Raw genomic sequence first — 17,861 nt, 5'->3', positions numbered from 1 at the left:
GGCATTCAGCTCCGCAGCAGGCTTTCCGGGAGGTCCGCGAGCCGGCTGCGCAGGTATTCGCCCAGTCCCTTGGCCTGGGGGTCGGGGCGCGTCGCGGAGGCGACCCCCGCGCCCAGGATGCCCACGACCACCAGGTTCACCGCGCGCAGGTTCGGCAGCTCGTAGCGCCGGATCTCCAGCCCGGCCGTCTCCGGGATCAGCTCACGGACGCGCGCTGCGGTGAGATAACCGCGCAGCCAGGCGTACTCCTCGTCGGTGCGGGTCCACACGCCGATGTTCGCGTTGCCGCCCTTGTCGCCGGACCGCGCGCCGGCGATCGTGCCGAGCGGCAACCGTCGCGTCGGCCCGACGGCGGGCACGGGCGTTCCCGGCGGCGGCACGTACTCCGGCACCGCGGCCGTGACCGGATCGTGCGGGATGGTCCGCACGGTGCCGTCCGGCAGCGTGACGCGGTGCTCGACCTCGGCGGCCGGGACCAGCGTCGGCCAGTAGACGCCGTAAGCACTTTCCGCCGACGGCGGCGTGGTGGTGTGGAAGCCGGGGTAACCGCCGAGCGCGAGTTCCATGGTGGTGTTGGAGAAGGCCCGCCCGACCTTGCGCCGGTCCGGGTCCTTGACCGTGACGCGCAGGTGCGCGGTCGCCTCGGCGTTCGTGGCCGCGTCCGGGTGGTCGAACCGCAGCAGCCGCACGTCGAACTCGGCGAACCGGTCCCGCCCGCCGAGCAGCTCGGCCAGCTGCTGTTCGGCCCAGGCCGCCTTCTCCTCGATCCGCGTGCCGGTGAGCACCAGGGTCATCGTGTTGCGGTAGCCGCCCTCGTAGTTGAGCGCGACCTTCAGCTGGTCGGTCGGGGCGCTGCCGCGGGCACCCCTGATGCGAACGCGGTTTTCGCCGTCGGAAGCCAGCTCCAGGGTGTCGAACCGGGCGACGGCGTCGGGCCCGAGGTAGGCCGGCTCAGCGATCTCGTAGAGCAGCTGCGCGGTCACGGTGCCGATCGAGACCAGGCCGCCGGTGTTCTGGTGCTTGGTGATCACGCTCGACCCGTCGGCCTCGACCTCGGCGATCGGGAAACCCGGGTACCGGCGGTCGGTGACCTCCTCGAAAAACGCGTAGTTCCCGCCGGTGGCCTGGGGACCGCACTCGATCACGTGCCCGGCCGCCATCGCGCCGGCGATCTTGTCGTGGATGTCGTCGGAGTCCCACTGCCAGCCGTGCCACCACGCCGCCGGGCCGACCACCACCGAGGCGTCGGTGACGCGCCCGGTGACCACGAGGTCGGCGTCCGCCCGCAGGGCCTCGGTGATGCCCCACGCGCCGAGGTAAGCGTTGGCGGACACCGGGTGCACGCCGGCGTCGGCGAGCTTGCGGCCGGTGTCGAGGTGGGCCAGCGCGTGGCCGGCTTCTTGCAGATCCTCGAGCCGGCCGACGAGATCGTCACCGTCCACATAGGCGATCCGCGGGTGCAGGCCGAGCCGCCCGGCCAGGGCGCCGAGTTCCGTGGCGAGCCCGGCGGGGTTGAGCCCGCCGGCGTTGGAGACGATCCGGATGCCGCGGTCGAGGCAGGTGCCCAGCACGTGCTCGACCTGGGTGAGGAAGGTCTTCGCATAACCCGCGGACGGGTCCTTTTGCCTGGCTTTCCACAGGATCAGCATGGTCAGCTCGGCCAGGTAGTCGCCGGTGAGCACGTCGATCGGGCCACCCTCGACCATCTCCCGGGCGGCCTCGAGCCGGTCGCCGTAGAAGCCCGAGCAGTTGCCGATCCGCACGGCCCGGCCGCCGATGGTCGTGGTCACGATCGTCCTCCTCGGTGGCTTGGCCCGCGTCCGGTCCCCGGGGCGCCGGCGAAGGCCTGGGCGATCGACAGCCACTCGCGGGCGACCGGCCCGTCGGCTCTCAGAGCGGTGTCGTCGAGGTGACGGCGCTGAGTCACCACCAGGCAGAAGTCGAGCGCGGTCCCGCTCACCCGGTCCGCGGCGCCTTCCGGACCCCAGGTCCAGCGGGCCCCGGACGGCGCCGTGAGGTCGACCCGGATCGGCCCGTCCGGCACCGGTTTTCCGTTCAGGGAGAAGGAGAACGCGGTGGTCCGCACGCCGAGGTGGGCGATGTGGCGCAGCCGGTCGGTCGGTTCGCGGGGCCGGCCGAGGGCGTCGGCGACGTCCTGGCCGTGCGCCCAGGTCTCCATCAGGCGGGCGGTGGCCGAGGACAGCGCGCTCATGTCCGGCCCGTACCAAGGAAGGCGCGCCTTCGGATCGATCCCGCGGAAGACAGCGACGAACTCCCGGCGCGCGCGGACGAGCCAGTCCCGGACGTCGGCCGCGGGCAGTTCGGCGTGCTCGGCGGCGATCCGGTCGGGGAAATCCTCGCCGCCGGCCATCAGGGCCTCGGCAGCGCGCCGGAACGCTGGGGGGTTGACCGCGGCCAGCGTGGCCGTTTCGTCGAAGTACGCGAGGTGGGTGAGCTGGTCGCGGATGCTCCAGCCCGCCGCCGGGGTGGCGGCGGCGATCCCCGGGTCGCCGAGGTCGGCCACCAGCTCGTACAGCACCCGGGTTTCGGCCTCGAGGTCGTCGAGCACCTGGTCCATCGTGACGCCCATGTCAGCGGCTCTGCCAGACCGGCGCGCGCTTTTCCCGGAAGGCCAGCGGCCCCTCCTGCGCGTCCTGCGAGCGGTAGACCGGCGCCCAGATCTCCTCGGCCCGGTCGTACGCCTCCGCCCGGTCGTGCTCGGCGGAAAGGTAGGCAGTGCGTTTGGCGGCGAGCACCGAAAGCGGGGCGTTGGCGGCGATCCGTTCGGCGAGCTGCTGCGCGCGCTCGTGCAGCGCGGCCGCCGGGACGACGTCGTTGACCAACCCGTATTGCTGCGCCCGCGCGGCGCTGATCGGGTCGCCGGTCAGCAGGATCTCCAGCGCGACGCGCGGCGGCACGAGCCACGAAAGCGGGGCGGCCCACGGCGAACCGCGGCCGACCTTCACCTCCGAGACGGCGAACCGGGCGTGCTCGGCGGCCACGACCAGGTCGCACTGCTGGGCGAGCAGGAACCCGCCCCCGTAAGCGATCCCGTTGACCGCGGCGATGGTCGGCTTCGGCACGTCGATGTTGCGGCCCAGCTGCGGCAGGAAGTCCGGGGGCGGCACGGTCAGCGCGGCCTCGTTCATCTCCTTGAGGTCACCGCCCGCGCAGAACGCCTTCTCCCCCGCGCCGGTCAGCACGAGCACCTTCGCCGTGTCGTCGGCGTTGAACCGGTGCACCCCGTCGAACAGTCCTTTTCGGACGGCTTCGCTCAGCGCGTTGTGCGCCTCGGGGCGATTGATGGTGAGCCAGGCGACGCCGTTGGCCACCTCGTAGCTGACCGGGGCCATCAGGCCTCCTCCTCGGTGATGACGGCGACGGTCTCGCCCGCTTCGACGTTCTGCCCGACCCGAACCGACAGCTCGGCGACCAGGCCCGCCACCGGGGCGCGGACGGCGTGCTCCATCTTCATGGCCTCGAACACCGCGATCACCGCGCCCGCTTCGACCAGCTGCCCCTGCTCCGCCGCGACCCGGATCACGGTGCCGGGCATGGGCGCCAGCAGCGATCCGGGTGCCGCGTCCGTCCCGGGCTCGGGCAGCCGCGGCCGCTCGACCAGCGTGGTGGCGGCGAGCACGCTGTCGCAGTAAACGGTGTCGCCGACCTGGTGGACCTCGACCGTGCGCCGGATCCCGCCCACCCGGAGGTCGACCCGGTCCGGACGCGCGTCGAGCACCGCGAGGCCGTCCAGCGGCACGCCGTCGACCTGTGCCCCCAGACCGTGCCGGGTGAAGCGGTAGGTGAGGTCGACGTCGGTTTCGCCGATGCGGTACTCGGCGTGCTGCGGAGCACTCGCGACATTGCGCCATCCGGTGGGCACCGGGCGTTGCACCCGCGCCTGCGCACGGCGTTCCGCCTGTCCCGCCACCGCGGCGGCCAGTGCGTGCACGGCCACCGCGTCCTTGCCGGGCAGACCGACCAGCGCGGCGGGATCGTGACGCGTGAGATAACCGGTGTCAATGGCGCCGGCGGCGAACTCGGGCTCACGCAGGATCGCGACCAGCAGGTCGCGATTGGTGACCGGACCGTGGATCCGGGCTTCCGAAAGGGCTCTGGCCAGTTTTCGCACGGCTTCGGCGCGAGTCCGGCCGTGCGCGATGACCTTGGCGAGCATCGGGTCGTAGTTCGTGCCGACGACCGAACCGTCCCGCACGCCGGTGTCGACGCGCACCCCGGGCAGGTCCGGGACGCGGAAGCGGTGCAGGGGCCCGCTGCCCGGCCGGTAGTCGGCGGCGGGATCCTCGGCGTACAGCCGGGCTTCCACGGCGTGCCCGGTGATCGTCGGCTCGCGCGCCTCGATCGGCAGCGGCTCGCCCTCGGCGACCCGGAGCTGGAGGGCGACCAGGTCGAGCCCGGTGATCTCCTCGGTGACCGGGTGCTCGACCTGCAGCCGGGTGTTGACCTCCAGGAAGAAGAACTCGCCGCTGGGCGCCATGACGAATTCGACGGTTCCCGCGCCGGTGTAGCCGATCGCCGCGCCCGCCGCGACGGCCGCGTCACCGAGCTGCGCGCGCAAAGCCTCGTCCACCGCCGGTGACGGCGCCTCCTCGATGATCTTCTGGTACCGCCGCTGGATCGAGCACTCGCGCTCGAACAGGTGCACCACGGTGCCCTGGGTGTCGCCGAAGATCTGCACCTCGACGTGCCGCGGGTTTTCCACGTACCGCTCGAGGAACACCGTCCCGTTTCCGAACGCCGACGCCGCCTCACGCCGCGCGCCCGTCACGGCCTCGACGACGTCGCCGGCCGCCCGGACGATCCGCATTCCCCGCCCGCCGCCACCAAAGGCAGCCTTGACCAGCAGGGGATAGCCGATGTCGTCTGCCATCGCGGTGACGGCCGCGGCGTCGACATCCTCCGCGTCGTCGATCGTGGCGCCCGGCAGCACCGGGACGCCGGCCTTCGCCATCAGCTCCTTCGCGGCGATCTTCGAGCCCATCGCCTCGATCGCCTCGACCGGCGGCCCGACGAAGATCAGCCCGGCCTGCGCGCACCGGCGCGCGAACTCCGCGTTCTCGGACAGGAACCCGTAACCCGGGTGGATCGCGTCCGCGCCCGTCGCCAGTGCCGCCTCGACGATGAGGTCGGCGCGCAGGTACGTGTCGGCGGCCGCCGCGCCGGGCAGCAGCACGGCCTCGTCCGCGGCCTCGACGAACAGCGCGTCGGCGTCCGGGTCGGAGTGCACGGCGACCGTGGCGATGTCCAGAGCGCGCGCGGAGCGGATGACCCGTTCGGCGATCTCGCCGCGGTTGGCCACGAGCAGCTTCCGGATCGGGCCCGGGGTGGTCCGGCTGGTCATCAGGGTGGTCCTCACATCCGGAAGACGCCGTAGCCACGCTGGCCGGCGATGGTGTTGGAGTGCGCGGCGGACAGCGCGATGCCGAGCACGGTGCGGGTGTCACGGGGGTCGATCAGGCCGTCGTCGTAGAGCCGCGCGGTGACGAAGAAGGAATGCGACTCCTGGTCGATCTGCGCCTCGATCGCCGCGCGGTTGCGCTCGTCGGCCTCGGCGTCGAACTCCCGCCCGGACGAGGCCGCCGACTGCTTCGCCACGATCGACATGACCCCGGCCAGCTGCGCGGCGCCCATCACCGCGAGCCGGGATCCGGCCCAGGCGAACATCAGCCGCGGGTCGTAGGCCCGGCCGGACATGCCGTAGTTGCCCGCGCCGAACGACGCGGCCAGGTTCAGGGTGATGTGCGGGACCTTGCTGTTGGCCACCGAGTTGATCATCTTGGCGCCGTCCTTGATGATCCCGCCCTGCTCGTACTCCTTGCCGACCATGTAGCCGGTGGTGTTCTGCAGGAACAGCAGCGGGGTGTCGGTCTGGTTCGCGAGCTGGATGAACTCGCTGGCCTTCTTGGCCTCCTCGCTGAACAGCACGCCGCGCGCGTTGGCCAGGATCCCCACCGGGTAGCCGTGCACGGACGCCCAGCCGGTGACCAGGCTGGTGCCCCACAAGGGTTTGTACTCACCGAACCGGGAGCCGTCGACGACCCGGGCGATCACCTCGCGCGGGTCGAACGGGACCTTGATGTCCGACGGCGCGAGGCCGAGCAGCTCGGCGGGGTCGTACAGCGGCTCGTCGGCGGGCAGCGTCGGGCCGGGGCCGAGCTTGCGCCAGTTGAGCTCCGAGACGATCTGCCGCCCGATGCGGATGCAGTCCCGCTCGTCCGTGGCGAAGTAGTCGCACAGCCCGGAAACCTTGGCGTGCATGGCCGCGCCGCCGAGCTCCTCGTCGTCCGCGTCCTCGCCGGTCGCCATCTTCACCAGCGGCGGGCCGCCGAGGAAGACCTTCGCCTGCCGGTCGACCATCACCGCGTAGTCGCACATGCCGGGCACGTACGCGCCGCCGGCGGTCGAGTTCCCGAACACGAGGGCGATCGTCGGGATCGCCAGCGAAGACAGTTCGGTGAGGTCGTGGAAGATCTTCCCGGCGTGCACGAACAGCTCGGACTGGGTGGGCAGGTCCGCACCGCCGGACTCGACCAGGTTGATCACCGGCAGCCGGTTGATCCGCGCGATCTCCAGTGCCCGCAACGTCTTCTTCAGCGAGTACGGGTTCATCGCGCCACCGCGCACGGTCGGGTCGTGCGCGATGAACATGCACTCGACGCCGGAGACCACCCCGATGCCGGTCACCACCGAGGCGCCGACGAGGAACTGCGTGCCCCACGCCGCGAGCGACGACAGCTCCAGGAACGAGGCGTCCCGGTCCAGCAGCAGCTCGATCCGCTCCCGGACCAGCAGCCGCCCCCGGTCCCGGTGCCGTTGCTGGTACCGCGGCCCGCCGCCGGCGATGGCGGCCTGGATCTGCTCGTCCAGCTCGGCCAGCACCTGCTCCTGGTGCCGGACGTTGGCCTGGAAGGTCTCGTCCGCGGTGTTCACCGCGGAACGCAGGACGGTCGTCATGACGCGAGGGTCCGTTCTGTGTGATCAGGTTCTGGGCGATCAGGTCTGGGGGTCAGTACGAGCGGGGCAGCCCGAGGCTGTGCTGGGCGACGAAGTTGAGCACCATCTCCCGGCTCACCGGGGCGATCCGGAGCAGGCGCGAGATGCCCCAGTACGGCAGCAGGCCGTACTCCGTGGCGAGGCCGTTGCCGCCGTGGGCCTGGATGGCCGCCTCGGCCGCGGCGCCCGCCGCCTCCGCCGCCGCGTACTTGGCCACGTTGGCCGCTTCGCCGGCCGGCAGGTCGTTATCGTGCAGCCACGCCGCCTTCGCCGTCATCAGCGCGGCCAGATCGGTCTCGATCCAGGCCTTCGCGAGCGGGTGCGCGACGCCCTGGTGCGCGCCGATCGGCGTGTCCCAGACCGTTCTCGTCGACGCGTAGTCCGCGGCCTTGGCCAGCACGTGCCGGGCGATGCCGACGCACAGGGCCGCGCCGGTGATCCGTTCCGGGTTCAGCCCGTGGAACACCTGCTGGAAGCCGTTTCCTTCCTCGCCCACGAGCCACTCGGCGGGGGCGCGCAGATCGTCGAAGTGCAGGACGAACTGCTTTTCCGGCAGCTTCACCGACACCGGCAGGGGCGTTTTCACCAGGCCGGGCGTGTCCGTGGGCACGAGGAACAGCGACAGCCGGCCCCGCCCGGTGGCCTCGTCCCGCCCCGAGCGGGCCACGAGCAGGACCGCCTCGGCCTCGTCGACCCCGGAGATGTAGTGCTTGGTCCCGTTGATCACGAAATCGCCGCCGTCCCGCTCGGCGACGGTGGACAGCCGGTGGGTGTTCGACCCCGCGTCCGGCTCGGTGATACCGAAGACCACCTTCGCCGCGCCCGAGGCCATCCGCGGCAGCCAGTACCGCTTCTGCTCCTCCGTGCCGAAGTCGGAGATCATCTCGCCGGAGATCGCCGCCGAGACCAGCAGCAGGAGCAGCGGGCAGCCCGCCGCCGCGGTCTCCTCGCAGACCATCGCCAGCTCGGCCAGCCCGGCGCCGCCCCCGCCGTACTCCTCGGGCAGGTTGATCCCCAGGAAGCCGTTCCGGCCCAGCTCCGCCCACAGCTCGGGCGTCGCCTCCCCGGCCTCGGCCCGCGGGACGAAGTACTCCGGGCCGAACTTCGCGGTGATCGCCCGCACCGTGTCCCGGAGGTCCCTGTGCTCCGACGTCTCCCGAAAGTCCACACCGACTCCTTCACCGCGCCACCGAGGTCTCTAGTGCATGATGGTTCACTAGTACCGGGTTTGGCAAGCCGCCGGAGTGTGAGCCGGGTGACCGCTGGATCACCCGGTAATCGTGTGGAAGACAAGGTTCCGTCGCCACCACTAGGGCGCCGAGGTCCACCACAGGCCGGTTGTCGTCACTTCTAGTTGTGAATCTTCGATAACTCGCGGCCGATCCCCGTTCGGCGCTCCGAAACCGTCCACCCGGTTGCCCGAATCCGGACATTCGGGCCACGACCACCTTGATCAACGGTTGCGGTAACTCGGATCCGCAGGTCAGAGTGGTGGTGTTCCGAAGGGGAGTAGCCCTCAAGTCCACTGTCGACACACTGAGAACCCGTTCTCCGGCAGCGGCACCCGCCCTCGGCGGGTGGGCGAGACTTTCGGCCGGTTGACCTGCGGGCCGAGACCCCTGGACGTCGCGGCAAGGCCTGCACGCGTCCAGGGAGGAACCCCCACCCATGATGGCCACCAAGTTGCTGCGCCCGATCGGGCTGTGCGTCGCGCTCGTCGTGCCGGCCCTCGTCCTGCGCTTCAGCGGCGCCGAGCCCGCCCCGCTGATCGGGCTGGTGCTGTTCGGGATGGCGGTGGTCGCCGCGTCCTTCGTGCTGGCCTGGGCCGCCGAGGCCGCGCAGGTCGACATCTCCGGCGGGCTGGCGATCGCGATCCTCGCGGTCATCGCCGTGCTCCCCGAGTACGCGGTCGACCTGTACTTCGCCTACACCGCCGGTTCGAACCCGGACTACGTCGCGTACGCCGCGGCGAACATGACCGGCTCCAACCGGCTCCTGCTCGGCCTCGGCTGGTCCCTGGTCGTGCTCATCGGCCTCGCCATCGCGAAGAAACGCACCGGGAAGCCCGTGCCCGAACTGACCCTGGACTCGCCCTACCGGGTCGAGCTGGGGTTCCTCGCCATCGCGTCGGTCGTCGCGTTCGTCATTCCGGTCACCGGGCAGATCTCACTCCTGCTCGGCTTCGCGCTGCTCGGGTTCTTCGTGTTCTACCTGTGGAAGGCTTCCCGCGCCGAAGCCGGGGAGCCGGACCTGGCCGGCCCGGCCGCGACGATCGGCGCGCTGCCCCGCCGCCCCCGCCGGATCCTGGTGGTGGCGTTGTTCGCCTTCGTCGCCGCGGTCATCCTCGCCTGCGCCGAACCGTTCGCGCACAACCTGATCGCCGCCGGCACCCAGCTCGGCATCGACCGGTTCCTGCTCGTGCAGTGGCTCGCCCCGCTGGCCTCGGAGGCACCCGAGTTCATCGTCGCGATCCTGTTCGCGGTCCGGGGAAACGGCGGCGCCGCGATCGGCACCCTGATCTCCAGCAAGGTCAACCAGTGGACCCTGCTGGTCGGCAGCCTCCCGATCGCCTACCTGCTCGGCGGCGGGGGCGGCGCCCTGCACCTGGACGCCCGCCAGGTCGAGGAGTTCCTGCTGACCGCGACGCAAACCCTCCTCGGCGTCACGGCGCTGCTGGCCCTGCGGTTCCCGCGCTGGGCGGCCTGGACGCTGCTCGGACTGTTCGCCGCGCAGTTCGCGCTGCCCGGCCAGACCGCGCGCTACGTCCTGTGCGCGATCTACGCGGCCATCGCGCTCGCCGCGCTGATCCGCAACCGCCGGCACATCCTGCCCACGCTCGCCGCGCCGTTCCGCCGCGCGCCCGAGCACGATCCGGCAGTCACAGTCACGGCTGGTCGCTGAGCCGCGCGCGAGCTGGGGCCGCCCCGGACAGGGCGGCCCCAAACCGGCTCGTCGGATCAGATCGGGATCGTGGTGCAGGCCGGGGTGCCCCATTCCTTGGACTGACCGGCGATGACCTCGAAGTAGCGGATGCAGATCAGCCCGCGGAGCGGGAAGGACTTGCGGATCGGGAAGCGCTGGGTGTTCACCGTGGTCCGGGTGCCGGTCAGCAGGTAGCCGTTCGGGCCGAACACCTGGAAGTAGCCGTACTTGCCGTCGAGCTGGGTGCCTTTCATGGCATCCACGTACTGGACGTACGTGGTCACGCCGGTCGTCCAGTTGCAGAAGTAGCTGCCGCTGCAGACCTTCGACACGTCCGCCGAAGCGGAGCCGGTCAGCACGGTGGTGGAGGCTGCGGCGGCCAGAGCGCCGACTACGCCCAGCCGCTTGAGGTTTTCTTTCACGCGCATTTGTTGGTCCCCTTCGCACGGAAGCAATGACCCGGCGAATCTGGCAGGTGCCGCTGGGCAGCCGCTAAGCGTCGGCCGCCCGAATCCTTAAGCGCCCAGGTCAGGCCAGTGCGTCGAGCAATTGCGCGCACGCCGCCGCGCTGCTCCGGTTCCCCGCGCTGGTGAAGTGCGAAGACGCGTCGATCAGTGCCCGGGCCGCGGCCTGGCGCTCGCCCAGGGTCGTGTAGGTGCGGCCGAGGTCGAGGCGGACCTGGGCGGCGCAGAGCTCGTCCGACATCGATTCCAGCAGTTCCAGCGCGCGCCGCAGGCAGGACATCGCGCGCTCGGGATCGCGGCGCCGCAGCTGGAGCTGGCCCTGACGGCGCAGCACCAGCGCCATCCGGTGCGGGTCGTCGAGTTCGACGCACAGCCGCCAGGCCTTGTCCAGCGACATTTCCGCCTCGTCGAACCGTCCCAAGTGGATACTCGCGACGGCGTGGGAGGTCTGCAGGTGGGCCATGCCGAGGACGTCCCCGATGCCGGTGAAGACCTCGAGCGCCCGCGCGGCCAGCGTGCGCGATTCCTCCGGCCGCCCGGTCGAGCGGGACACCACACACAGGCCGGTCAGCGCCCGGGCCATCCCGCCGGGGTCGCCGATCCGCTCGCTGATCCGGTACGACTCCCCGAGCGTCCGCGCCGCCTCGGGGTAGTCGTCCCAGTAGAGGTGGATCTGGCCGATTCCGCGCAGCAGCGCCGCTTCGCCGCGTTCACAGCCGTCCGCCCTGGCCGCGCCGAGGGCGCGCTGGTGGCACCGCCACCATTCGGAATACAGGCCGCTGTGGTCGAAATAAGACGAAGTGACGACAGCGAGTTCCCAGGCCAGCTCCCCCAGCCCCGCGTCCGCCGCGCGTGAGACAGCGGCTTCGAGTGCGGGAAGCTCGGTGTGGAACCACGACATCGGCTCGGCCGTCAGCGCGTCCGCCTCGTCGAAGGGTCTTCGACGGCTCGCATTGCCGGGCGGGGGCCGCAAAACACTGCGGGGCATGCGGTTCGCGGCTTCCTCGGCCAGCCAGAGCCAGCCGCTGAGAGCGCTTTCCGTCGCGGCGGCGCGTTCGTTTTCCGGCTCCGCCGCGACCTCTTCGATCGCGAACGACCGCAGCAGATCGTGCACCCGGTAACGGGGCATCCGCCCGGCGCGCCCGGCGGGCTGGACCATGTGCCGGACGCGCAGGTCTTCCAGCGCCGCCTCGGCCGGGCCGGGTTCGCCGCCGGTGACGGCCGCGGCCGCCCAGGCGGGAAAGTCCGCGGCGGGCAGCAGCCCGAGCCGCCGGAACAGCCGCCGGCTCTCCGGCGCGAGCTGGCGGTAGCCGAGGGCGACGCTGCTGCGGACCGCGAGGTCCCCGGTCCGCAGCCAGTCAAGCCGCCTGCGTTCGACGGAAAGCTCGGCGGCGACGTCGGCGAGCTGCCAGCCGGAGCGGTCGCCGATCCGGCTGCCGACGATCCGCAACGCCAGCGGAAGGCCGCCGCAGTAGTCCAGAACCTGTTGCGCCGCAGCGGAAGTGACGTCGCCGTGCGGGGCGAGCAGGGCCGCGGCGTCGGCGTCGGACAGCACGTCGACTGGCACTCGGCGGCCCTGTTCCAGGCCGGGGAGGGCGAACCGGCTCGTCACGATCACCGCGCACCCCGCGCCCGCGGGCAGCAACGGCCGCAGCTGGGCCTCGCCGGCCGCGTCGTCGAGGACGATCAGCACCCGGCGCCCGTGCACCAGGCTGCGGAACAGGCCCGCGCTCTCGTCGAGGTCGGCCGGGATCGCGTCCGACGCCACCCCGAACGCGCGCAGGAAACCGCCCAGCACGGCGTCGGCCGAGCGCGGTTCACTCGTGGTCCCGCGCAGGAACGCGAAGAGCGCGCCGTCCGGATACCCGTCCGCGACCTGGTGCGCGAGCCGGACGGCCAGCGAGGTCTTGCCGATGCCCCCGGCGCCGGTCAGCAGGAGGACGGGCGGAGCCTCCCGCGCGGGGTCCGGCGCGAGTTCGGCCAGCAGCTCGGCGACCAGCTCGTCGCGGCCGACGAAATCTCCGATGCCGGGCGGCAGCTGGCTCGGGACCGGGTTCCCTTGGCGGACCGGGTAATCCCGGGCCGCCATCCCGGCCCCGTCACGCAGGATTTCCTCGTGGAGCGCGCGGATCGCGGACGACGGGTCGATGCCGAGTTCGTCGACCAGGCGGTCGCGCCAGCTCCGGTAGACCTCCAGCGCCTCGGCGATCCGGCCGGCCCGGGCGAGCGCCGTCATCAGCTGCCCGCAGGTGCGTTCGCGATACGGGGCGGCGCCGAGCAGGTCACGCAGCTCCGGCACCAGCCGATCGTGCTCGCCGCACCCGAGGTCGGCTTCGATCCGGTCCTCGACCGCCGCCAGCCGCAGATCACCCCAGTAGGCAGCGACTTCCGGCGCCGCCGGGACACCCGCCAGCACCGGTCCGCGCCACAACGCGAGCGCCTCCCGGAGCCGTTCGGCCGCCTCCGGGAACCGATGCGCGGCCAGCAGCCCCCGGCCTTGCGCGCTGAGTTCGGTGAACCGCCCGGTGTCCGTCTGCTCCGGCCGCGCGTCCAGGAAGTACGACGCTCCCCTGGTCACGATCGGCTGCTCCCCGGAAAGGGCGCGCAGTGCCCGGCGCAGCCCCGAGATCAGCCCCTGGACCTGAACCCGGGCCGACACGGGCGGATTGTCGCCCCACAGCTCGTCGACGATCCGGTCGCGCGAGACCGGACGCGGGGCCTCGAGCAACAGCAATGCGAAGACCCGGCGGGCCTGGGGCGGTCCGATCGACAGCTCCCGGCCCGCGCGTTCGGCCACCGGCTCGCCCAGCAACCGGTAGAAGATCATGTCGCCCCCTAAGTTGACACTTAGGCATAGAGTGTCACACTTCGACCGGGCCGCCTGCGCCCATTTGGGGGAAATGCCCCACCTCACCGTGCGGCCGGGCTTAGCGAATCCATAGCGCCCCGCGACAGGCTCCGAGCCCTGGATCCGGCCACGGGAGGAAAGCATCCTGATGAGAGCTTGGAAGAAATACGCCATCGCGGGCCTGGCCTCGGCCGCCGCGGCCCTCGGTCTCGCGGTACCCGCCGAGGCCGCCGAGCCGGCGTTCCAGCTGCCGTTCCCGTGCGGGCAGACCTGGCACGGCAACAACCCGGACAGCAGCGCGCACGTGACGCCCTGGGAGATCGACTTCAACCGCGGCGACGACCTCGGCAGCCCGGTCCTCGCGTCCGCCGCCGGCACCGTCGCCACCGCCGCGAACCAGGGCAGCGCCAACGGCTACGGGAACCTGGTGAAGATCAGCCACGGCAGCAGTGGCTATTTCAGCTACTACGCGCACCTGCGGGACATGACCGTCAGCGCCGGAGACACCGTCACGCAGGGGCAGCTGATCGGGCACGTCGGGAACACGAGCAAGCCGGGCAACGCCATTCAGCCGCACCTGCACTACGAGGTGCGGTACGGGAGCCCGTACCCGGACAACATCCAGCCCGCCGTGTTCGCCGGCGTCCGATTCCCTTACCCCGCCGGTGATGTGACCTCGAAGAACTGCGGCGGCGGCCAGCACAGCGCGGCGAAGAGCATCAACGGGGACGCTTACGACGACGCGGTCGGCGTGGACGCGGACGGCGTCGCCACGATGTACCCGGGCACCTCCGGCGGCGGTTTCGGCACCGGCATCCGGATGGGCGCGGGCTGGAGCGGCTTCACCCGGATCGGCGTCGCCGATTCCAACGCCGACGGCTGGGCCGACCTGTTCGCCATCAAGGCCGGCACGCTCTACTACTGGAACAACCACGGTGACGGGACGTTCACCTCGGCCGTCGAGGTGGGACCCGGCTGGTCTGGCTTCGAGTGGGTCTTGTACGCCGATGTCAACGGTGACGGCAAGGCCGACATCCTCGCCCGCGACGGCGGCAACATGTACCTCTACCCCGGCCTCGGCGGGGGAACGTTCGCCGCGCGCAGTCTCGTGAGCGCGGGCTGGGCGTCGCTGCTGCGGCAGACCGCGGCCGACGCGGACGGCGACGGAGACGCGGACATCTGGGCCACCAACGCCGCCGGCGAACTCTACTTCTGGAAGCGGAGCCCGAGCGGTTACGCCACCGCCGTCCAGGTCGGCACCGGCTGGAACGCCTACCGGCAACTGGTTTCCCTGGACATCAATGGTGACGGCAAGGCCGACCTCGTCGCAATCAAGACCTCCGACAACACCCTCTGGCAATGGCTGGGCACCGGAACCGGCACCTTCGGCCAATCCACGCCGATCGGCACCGGCTGGGCCGGCCACACCCTCGCGGACAGCTGAGCAAGGAGAGCCTCGATGAAACGAAGATTCAGCGTTTTCCTGCGGGTCGCCATGACCGGCGCCGTCCTGACCGCCGGGGTCACGTTCGCGACGCCCGCGCACGCGGCCGGTGACATCGACCTCTGCGTCACCGTCGGCCGGGCCGCCGGGTTCACCGGCGACAACTTCGTCAAGGCCGTCGCGGTCGCGATGGCCGAGTCCGGCTGCAATCCGCTCGCCCGCGGCGTCAACTCCGGTTCGATCGACCGCGGCCTCTGGCAGATCAACGACTTCTACCACAGCGAAGTCACCGACGCCTGTGCCTACGACGCGCAGTGCAACGCCAATGCCGCCTACCGCATCTCCGACCACGGCAGCGACTGGACGCCGTGGTCGACGTACAACTCGGGTGCCTACCTGCAGTACCTGAAGGCGGCCAGCACGGCGATCGGGGTGCAGCCCCCGTCCGTCGGGGCGGCGAAGAGCATCAACGGCGACAAGTACGACGACGCGTTCGGCGTCGACAGTGCCGGCGTCGGCTCGTTCTACCCCGGCACGGCCGGTGGTGGTTTCGGGACGGCCGTGCGGCTCGGGGCGGGCTGGGGCGGCTACAGCGCCATCTCCGTCAGCGACTCCAACGCCGACGGCTGGGCTGATCTCTTCGCGATCAAGGCCGGCACCCTCTATTACTGGAACAACCGCGGCAACGCCTCGTTCAGCGCCGGGGTAGCCGTGGGGCCCGGCTGGGCCGGGATGGAATGGGTCTCGTTCGCCGACGTCAACGGTGACGGCAAGGCCGACATCCTTGCCCGCGACGGCGGCAACATGTACCTCTACCCCGGCAAGGGCAACGGCTCCTTCGCCGAACGAAGCCTCGTCAGCTCCGGCTGGGCGTCCTTGTTACGCCACACCGCCGCCGACGCGGACGGCGACGGAGACGCCGAGATCTGGGCCACCAACGCCGCCGGCGAACTCTACTTCTGGAAGCGGAGCCCCAGCGGCTACGCCACCGCAGTCCAGGTCGGCACCGGCTGGAACGCCTTCGGCCAAATGGTTTCCATGGACGTCAACGGCGACGGCAAAGCCGACCTCGTCGCCGTCAAATCCTCCGACAACACCCTCTGGCAGTGGCTCGGCACCGGAACCGGCACCTTCGGCCAGCCCACACCCATCGGCAACGGCTGGGCGAACCACACCCTCGCCGTCAACTGAGTCGTGCGGGCCGGCTCGATGTAGCGGATGACGCTTTCACTGCACTCAGCGCAGGGGAAGCGTCATCCGCTACCCGCGGCAACCGGTCGCCCGGGGCGTTCAGTCCTTCACCGGTGTGAGGACAAAGCCCTCTTCCTCGTCCTCCACCGGCGCACGGCGTCGGCGAGGCGGCGCAGGGTCCGGCGGCGGTGGTGTGTCCGAAGTTTGCGCGGCCGGTTCTTCCTCCAGGGCCAGCACTTCCCCCACCGCGGCGGTCACCGCGGGAGTGCAGCCGGCCTTCACCGCGCGCAAACCCTCGTGCAGAGCCCGGTTTCCGGCTTCCGTGCTGAGCCGGGAGATCTCCGCGGCCAGCACGGCCGGGCCGAGTTCCAGCGCGGCCTCGCCGATGTCCAGCGCCACCAGCATGCCGTGCACATCGACCGTCACGGACAGGCCTTCGCGCTCGGCCGTGGCCCGGATCTCGGCCAGGCCGTCCGAAAGGCCCAGCCGCTCCGGGATCTCGTCGGCGAGTTCGATCAGCTCGTCGACCCCGCGGTCGTCGTCCGCCATCACGCCCTCCACGTCTCCGGAGTGGTCTCCTCGGCCCGTTCCGCCAGGTCCGCCTCACGGCCGAGGCCGAGCCGGGTCAGCTCGGCGTCGTCCAGCGGGCCGAGTTCGGCGGTCACCGCGTTCCGGGCGCGTTCGTTCGCCTGCGCGGCGGCCTCGCGGACCGCGCGCAGGATCTTGCCGGACAACGCGGAACCGCCGCCCCGCAACGCCTCCGCCGTGAGTTCGAGCCCGCGCAACGCTCCCCCGGGCGCGACCTCGGCCGTCACCCCGCCGCCGCGGGCGGTCCCGGTGATGCTCATTTCGGGTGCACCCCGCCGTAGAACCGGTGCAGATCGCGCGGCAGGATGTAGGTGTTGCGCTCGACCTGGTCGTTCGCGTTGCCCTCGATCGTGGTGATCTTGTTGCCCTCGACCTTTTCGATGATCCCGATGTGCTCGCTGCCCGCCCACGACGGCCCGGTGCCGAACAGGATGGTGTCCCCCGGCTTGGCCTGGTGGGCGATCGCGCCGCGGTCGTAGGCCAGGTGGTTGCGCTCGCCCCACTTGTAGACGTCGCCGGTGAACCCGTACTTCGGGATGTTCACCCCGGCCGAACGCCACATCGACGTGGCGAAGTAGGAGCACCACGGCTGCCCGGTCGGGCCCCACTTGTTCCGGTTGTTCGGGCCCTCGTGGTACCCGAGGTTGGACCGCGCGTGGTCCAGGATCTCCTGGACCTTCTTGCTGCTGCTGGGTTTCGTGCCGGGGTGGTGCTGGGTGGTGTGGTGCTGGACGTGCTTCTGGTGCTGCACGTGCTTGACGTGCTGCTGGTGCTGGCCGGGCTTGACGACCGGCTTGGGGTGCGCCACCCCCGCGTCCCCGACCCCGTCGTGGGCCAGCTCCGTCTGCAGCGCGCGCAGTTTGCGGGCCGCCTCGGTCATTTCCGTCCGCGCGTCCTTGAGGTGCGTGGACGACTCCTTGAGGTACTTGCCGGCGAGATCGGCCACGTCGCCGACGGCGAGCAGCAGCGCGGCCGGGCTGCCGTTGCGGGCCAGCAGGTACCCGGCGTCGATCAGCTTCCGGGCCTTCGCGACGAACTCGTCGATCAGCCGGCCGGTCGCCTGGTGCCGGCCCGCCAGCGCGTCGGTGACCTCGCCGACGACCTGCGCGCCACTCCGGCTGGCCTTCGCCGTGACGGTCAGGTCGGTGCCGAACTTCGCCGAATCCTTCTCGAAGGTCGGCGCGGCCTTGCTCTGCCAGCCTTCCAGCAGCGAGTGCGCGGCCTTGCGCTGCACGTCGTGCTGCTCGGTGATCGTGTTCGCCGCCTGCTGCAGCGCCTGCTGCGCGGCCTGCGAGTCCGCGGCCTTGCCCTGGAGCTTGCCGTGGTGGGCTTTCATCTCGTCCGCGAACAGCGTCGCGACTCCTGCGGTGTCCACTTCGAATCCCCCTCG

The 17,861-nt window shown here is 71.2% G+C and carries 14 protein-coding genes; 3 read left to right on the top strand and 11 right to left on the bottom strand.

Annotation, left to right across the window (positions count from 1 at the left end; all coding sequences use genetic code 11):
* Positions 1 to 5: 5 nt before the first annotated feature.
* From OG371_RS36125 to OG371_RS36100, 6 genes are all read right to left on the bottom strand, one after another.
* A complete protein-coding gene (locus OG371_RS36125; protein ID WP_442876199.1) occupies positions 6 to 1,706 on the bottom strand; it encodes an acyclic terpene utilization AtuA family protein in 1,701 nt (566 codons plus the stop codon).
* A gap of 80 nt (positions 1,707 to 1,786) precedes the next feature.
* The gene (locus tag OG371_RS36120; RefSeq protein WP_329060207.1) at positions 1,787 to 2,590 is read right to left on the bottom strand and encodes a TIGR03084 family metal-binding protein; all 804 of its coding nucleotides are present in this window, start codon (positions 2,588 to 2,590) and stop codon (positions 1,787 to 1,789) included.
* A gap of 1 nt (position 2,591) precedes the next feature.
* Positions 2,592 to 3,353: an enoyl-CoA hydratase/isomerase family protein gene (locus tag OG371_RS36115; protein WP_329060205.1), complete on the bottom strand. Its 762-nt coding sequence runs from the start codon at positions 3,351 to 3,353 to the stop codon at positions 2,592 to 2,594.
* A complete protein-coding gene (locus OG371_RS36110) occupies positions 3,353 to 5,362 on the bottom strand; it encodes an acetyl/propionyl/methylcrotonyl-CoA carboxylase subunit alpha (protein ID WP_329060203.1) in 2,010 nt (669 codons plus the stop codon). The genes OG371_RS36115 and OG371_RS36110 overlap by 1 nt, the downstream gene beginning before the upstream one ends.
* An 11-nt stretch (positions 5,363 to 5,373) precedes the next feature.
* A complete protein-coding gene (locus OG371_RS36105; RefSeq protein WP_329060200.1) occupies positions 5,374 to 6,975 on the bottom strand; it encodes an acyl-CoA carboxylase subunit beta in 1,602 nt (533 codons plus the stop codon).
* 52 nt (positions 6,976 to 7,027) lie between these two features.
* Complete coding sequence (locus tag OG371_RS36100; protein ID WP_329060198.1) at positions 7,028 to 8,182, bottom strand: acyl-CoA dehydrogenase family protein; 1,155 nt, start codon at positions 8,180 to 8,182, stop codon at positions 7,028 to 7,030.
* A 500-nt stretch (positions 8,183 to 8,682) separates the two neighbouring features.
* On the opposite strand from OG371_RS36100, the gene OG371_RS36095 reads away from it, so the two are divergent.
* The gene (locus OG371_RS36095; protein ID WP_329060196.1) at positions 8,683 to 9,915 is read left to right on the top strand and encodes a sodium:proton exchanger; all 1,233 of its coding nucleotides are present in this window, start codon (positions 8,683 to 8,685) and stop codon (positions 9,913 to 9,915) included.
* A 56-nt stretch (positions 9,916 to 9,971) separates the two neighbouring features.
* Here the strand turns inward: OG371_RS36095 and OG371_RS36090 are convergent, their stop codons facing one another.
* Positions 9,972 to 10,364 carry a hypothetical protein gene (locus OG371_RS36090; protein ID WP_329060194.1) on the bottom strand — a complete coding sequence of 131 codons (393 nt, stop codon included), beginning with the start codon at positions 10,362 to 10,364 and terminating at the stop codon, positions 9,972 to 9,974.
* A 100-nt stretch (positions 10,365 to 10,464) separates the two neighbouring features.
* The gene (locus tag OG371_RS36085) at positions 10,465 to 13,227 is read right to left on the bottom strand and encodes an AfsR/SARP family transcriptional regulator (protein WP_329060192.1); all 2,763 of its coding nucleotides are present in this window, start codon (positions 13,225 to 13,227) and stop codon (positions 10,465 to 10,467) included.
* Positions 13,228 to 13,396: 169 nt separating this feature from the next.
* On the opposite strand from OG371_RS36085, the gene OG371_RS36080 reads away from it, so the two are divergent.
* Positions 13,397 to 14,692 carry a VCBS repeat domain-containing M23 family metallopeptidase gene (locus tag OG371_RS36080; protein WP_329060190.1) on the top strand — a complete coding sequence of 432 codons (1,296 nt, stop codon included), beginning with the start codon at positions 13,397 to 13,399 and terminating at the stop codon, positions 14,690 to 14,692.
* Positions 14,693 to 14,707: 15 nt separating this feature from the next.
* On the top strand, positions 14,708 to 15,883 hold the full coding sequence (locus OG371_RS36075) for an FG-GAP-like repeat-containing protein (RefSeq protein WP_329060188.1): 1,176 nt from the start codon (positions 14,708 to 14,710) through the stop codon (positions 15,881 to 15,883).
* A 99-nt stretch (positions 15,884 to 15,982) separates the two neighbouring features.
* Here the strand turns inward: OG371_RS36075 and OG371_RS36070 are convergent, their stop codons facing one another.
* From OG371_RS36070 to OG371_RS36060, 3 genes are read right to left on the bottom strand one after another with little or no spacing between them, the layout of a single operon-like run.
* The gene (locus tag OG371_RS36070) at positions 15,983 to 16,432 is read right to left on the bottom strand and encodes a hypothetical protein (protein WP_329060186.1); all 450 of its coding nucleotides are present in this window, start codon (positions 16,430 to 16,432) and stop codon (positions 15,983 to 15,985) included.
* A complete protein-coding gene (locus tag OG371_RS36065; RefSeq protein WP_329060184.1) occupies positions 16,432 to 16,731 on the bottom strand; it encodes a YbaB/EbfC family nucleoid-associated protein in 300 nt (99 codons plus the stop codon). Before OG371_RS36065 ends, OG371_RS36070 begins: the two co-directional genes overlap by 1 nt.
* On the bottom strand, positions 16,728 to 17,846 hold the full coding sequence (locus tag OG371_RS36060; protein WP_329060182.1) for a CHAP domain-containing protein: 1,119 nt from the start codon (positions 17,844 to 17,846) through the stop codon (positions 16,728 to 16,730). The genes OG371_RS36065 and OG371_RS36060 overlap by 4 nt, the downstream gene beginning before the upstream one ends.
* Positions 17,847 to 17,861 lie beyond the last annotated feature (15 nt).

It is taken from the genome of Amycolatopsis sp. NBC_01480 (assembly GCF_036227205.1).
In the GTDB taxonomy this organism is placed as follows: domain Bacteria; phylum Actinomycetota; class Actinomycetes; order Mycobacteriales; family Pseudonocardiaceae; genus Amycolatopsis.
Note: the sequence above shows the minus strand (reverse complement) of the source record. Positions and strands in the feature narration are given on the sequence as shown.

Coding starts and splice junctions, on each gene's coding strand:
- OG371_RS36125 (WP_442876199.1), bottom strand. CDS start 1,706: ATGGTCGAGGGTGGCCCGATCGACGTGCTCACCGGCGACTACCTGGCC.
- OG371_RS36120 (WP_329060207.1), bottom strand. CDS start 2,590: ATGGGCGTCACGATGGACCAGGTGCTCGACGACCTCGAGGCCGAAACC.
- OG371_RS36115 (WP_329060205.1), bottom strand. CDS start 3,353: ATGGCCCCGGTCAGCTACGAGGTGGCCAACGGCGTCGCCTGGCTCACC.
- OG371_RS36110 (WP_329060203.1), bottom strand. CDS start 5,362: ATGACCAGCCGGACCACCCCGGGCCCGATCCGGAAGCTGCTCGTGGCC.
- OG371_RS36105 (WP_329060200.1), bottom strand. CDS start 6,975: ATGACGACCGTCCTGCGTTCCGCGGTGAACACCGCGGACGAGACCTTC.
- OG371_RS36095 (WP_329060196.1), top strand. CDS start 8,683: ATGATGGCCACCAAGTTGCTGCGCCCGATCGGGCTGTGCGTCGCGCTC.
- OG371_RS36090 (WP_329060194.1), bottom strand. CDS start 10,364: ATGCGCGTGAAAGAAAACCTCAAGCGGCTGGGCGTAGTCGGCGCTCTG.
- OG371_RS36085 (WP_329060192.1), bottom strand. CDS start 13,227: ATGATCTTCTACCGGTTGCTGGGCGAGCCGGTGGCCGAACGCGCGGGC.
- OG371_RS36080 (WP_329060190.1), top strand. CDS start 13,397: ATGAGAGCTTGGAAGAAATACGCCATCGCGGGCCTGGCCTCGGCCGCC.
- OG371_RS36075 (WP_329060188.1), top strand. CDS start 14,708: ATGAAACGAAGATTCAGCGTTTTCCTGCGGGTCGCCATGACCGGCGCC.
- OG371_RS36070 (WP_329060186.1), bottom strand. CDS start 16,432: ATGGCGGACGACGACCGCGGGGTCGACGAGCTGATCGAACTCGCCGAC.
- OG371_RS36065 (WP_329060184.1), bottom strand. CDS start 16,731: ATGAGCATCACCGGGACCGCCCGCGGCGGCGGGGTGACGGCCGAGGTC.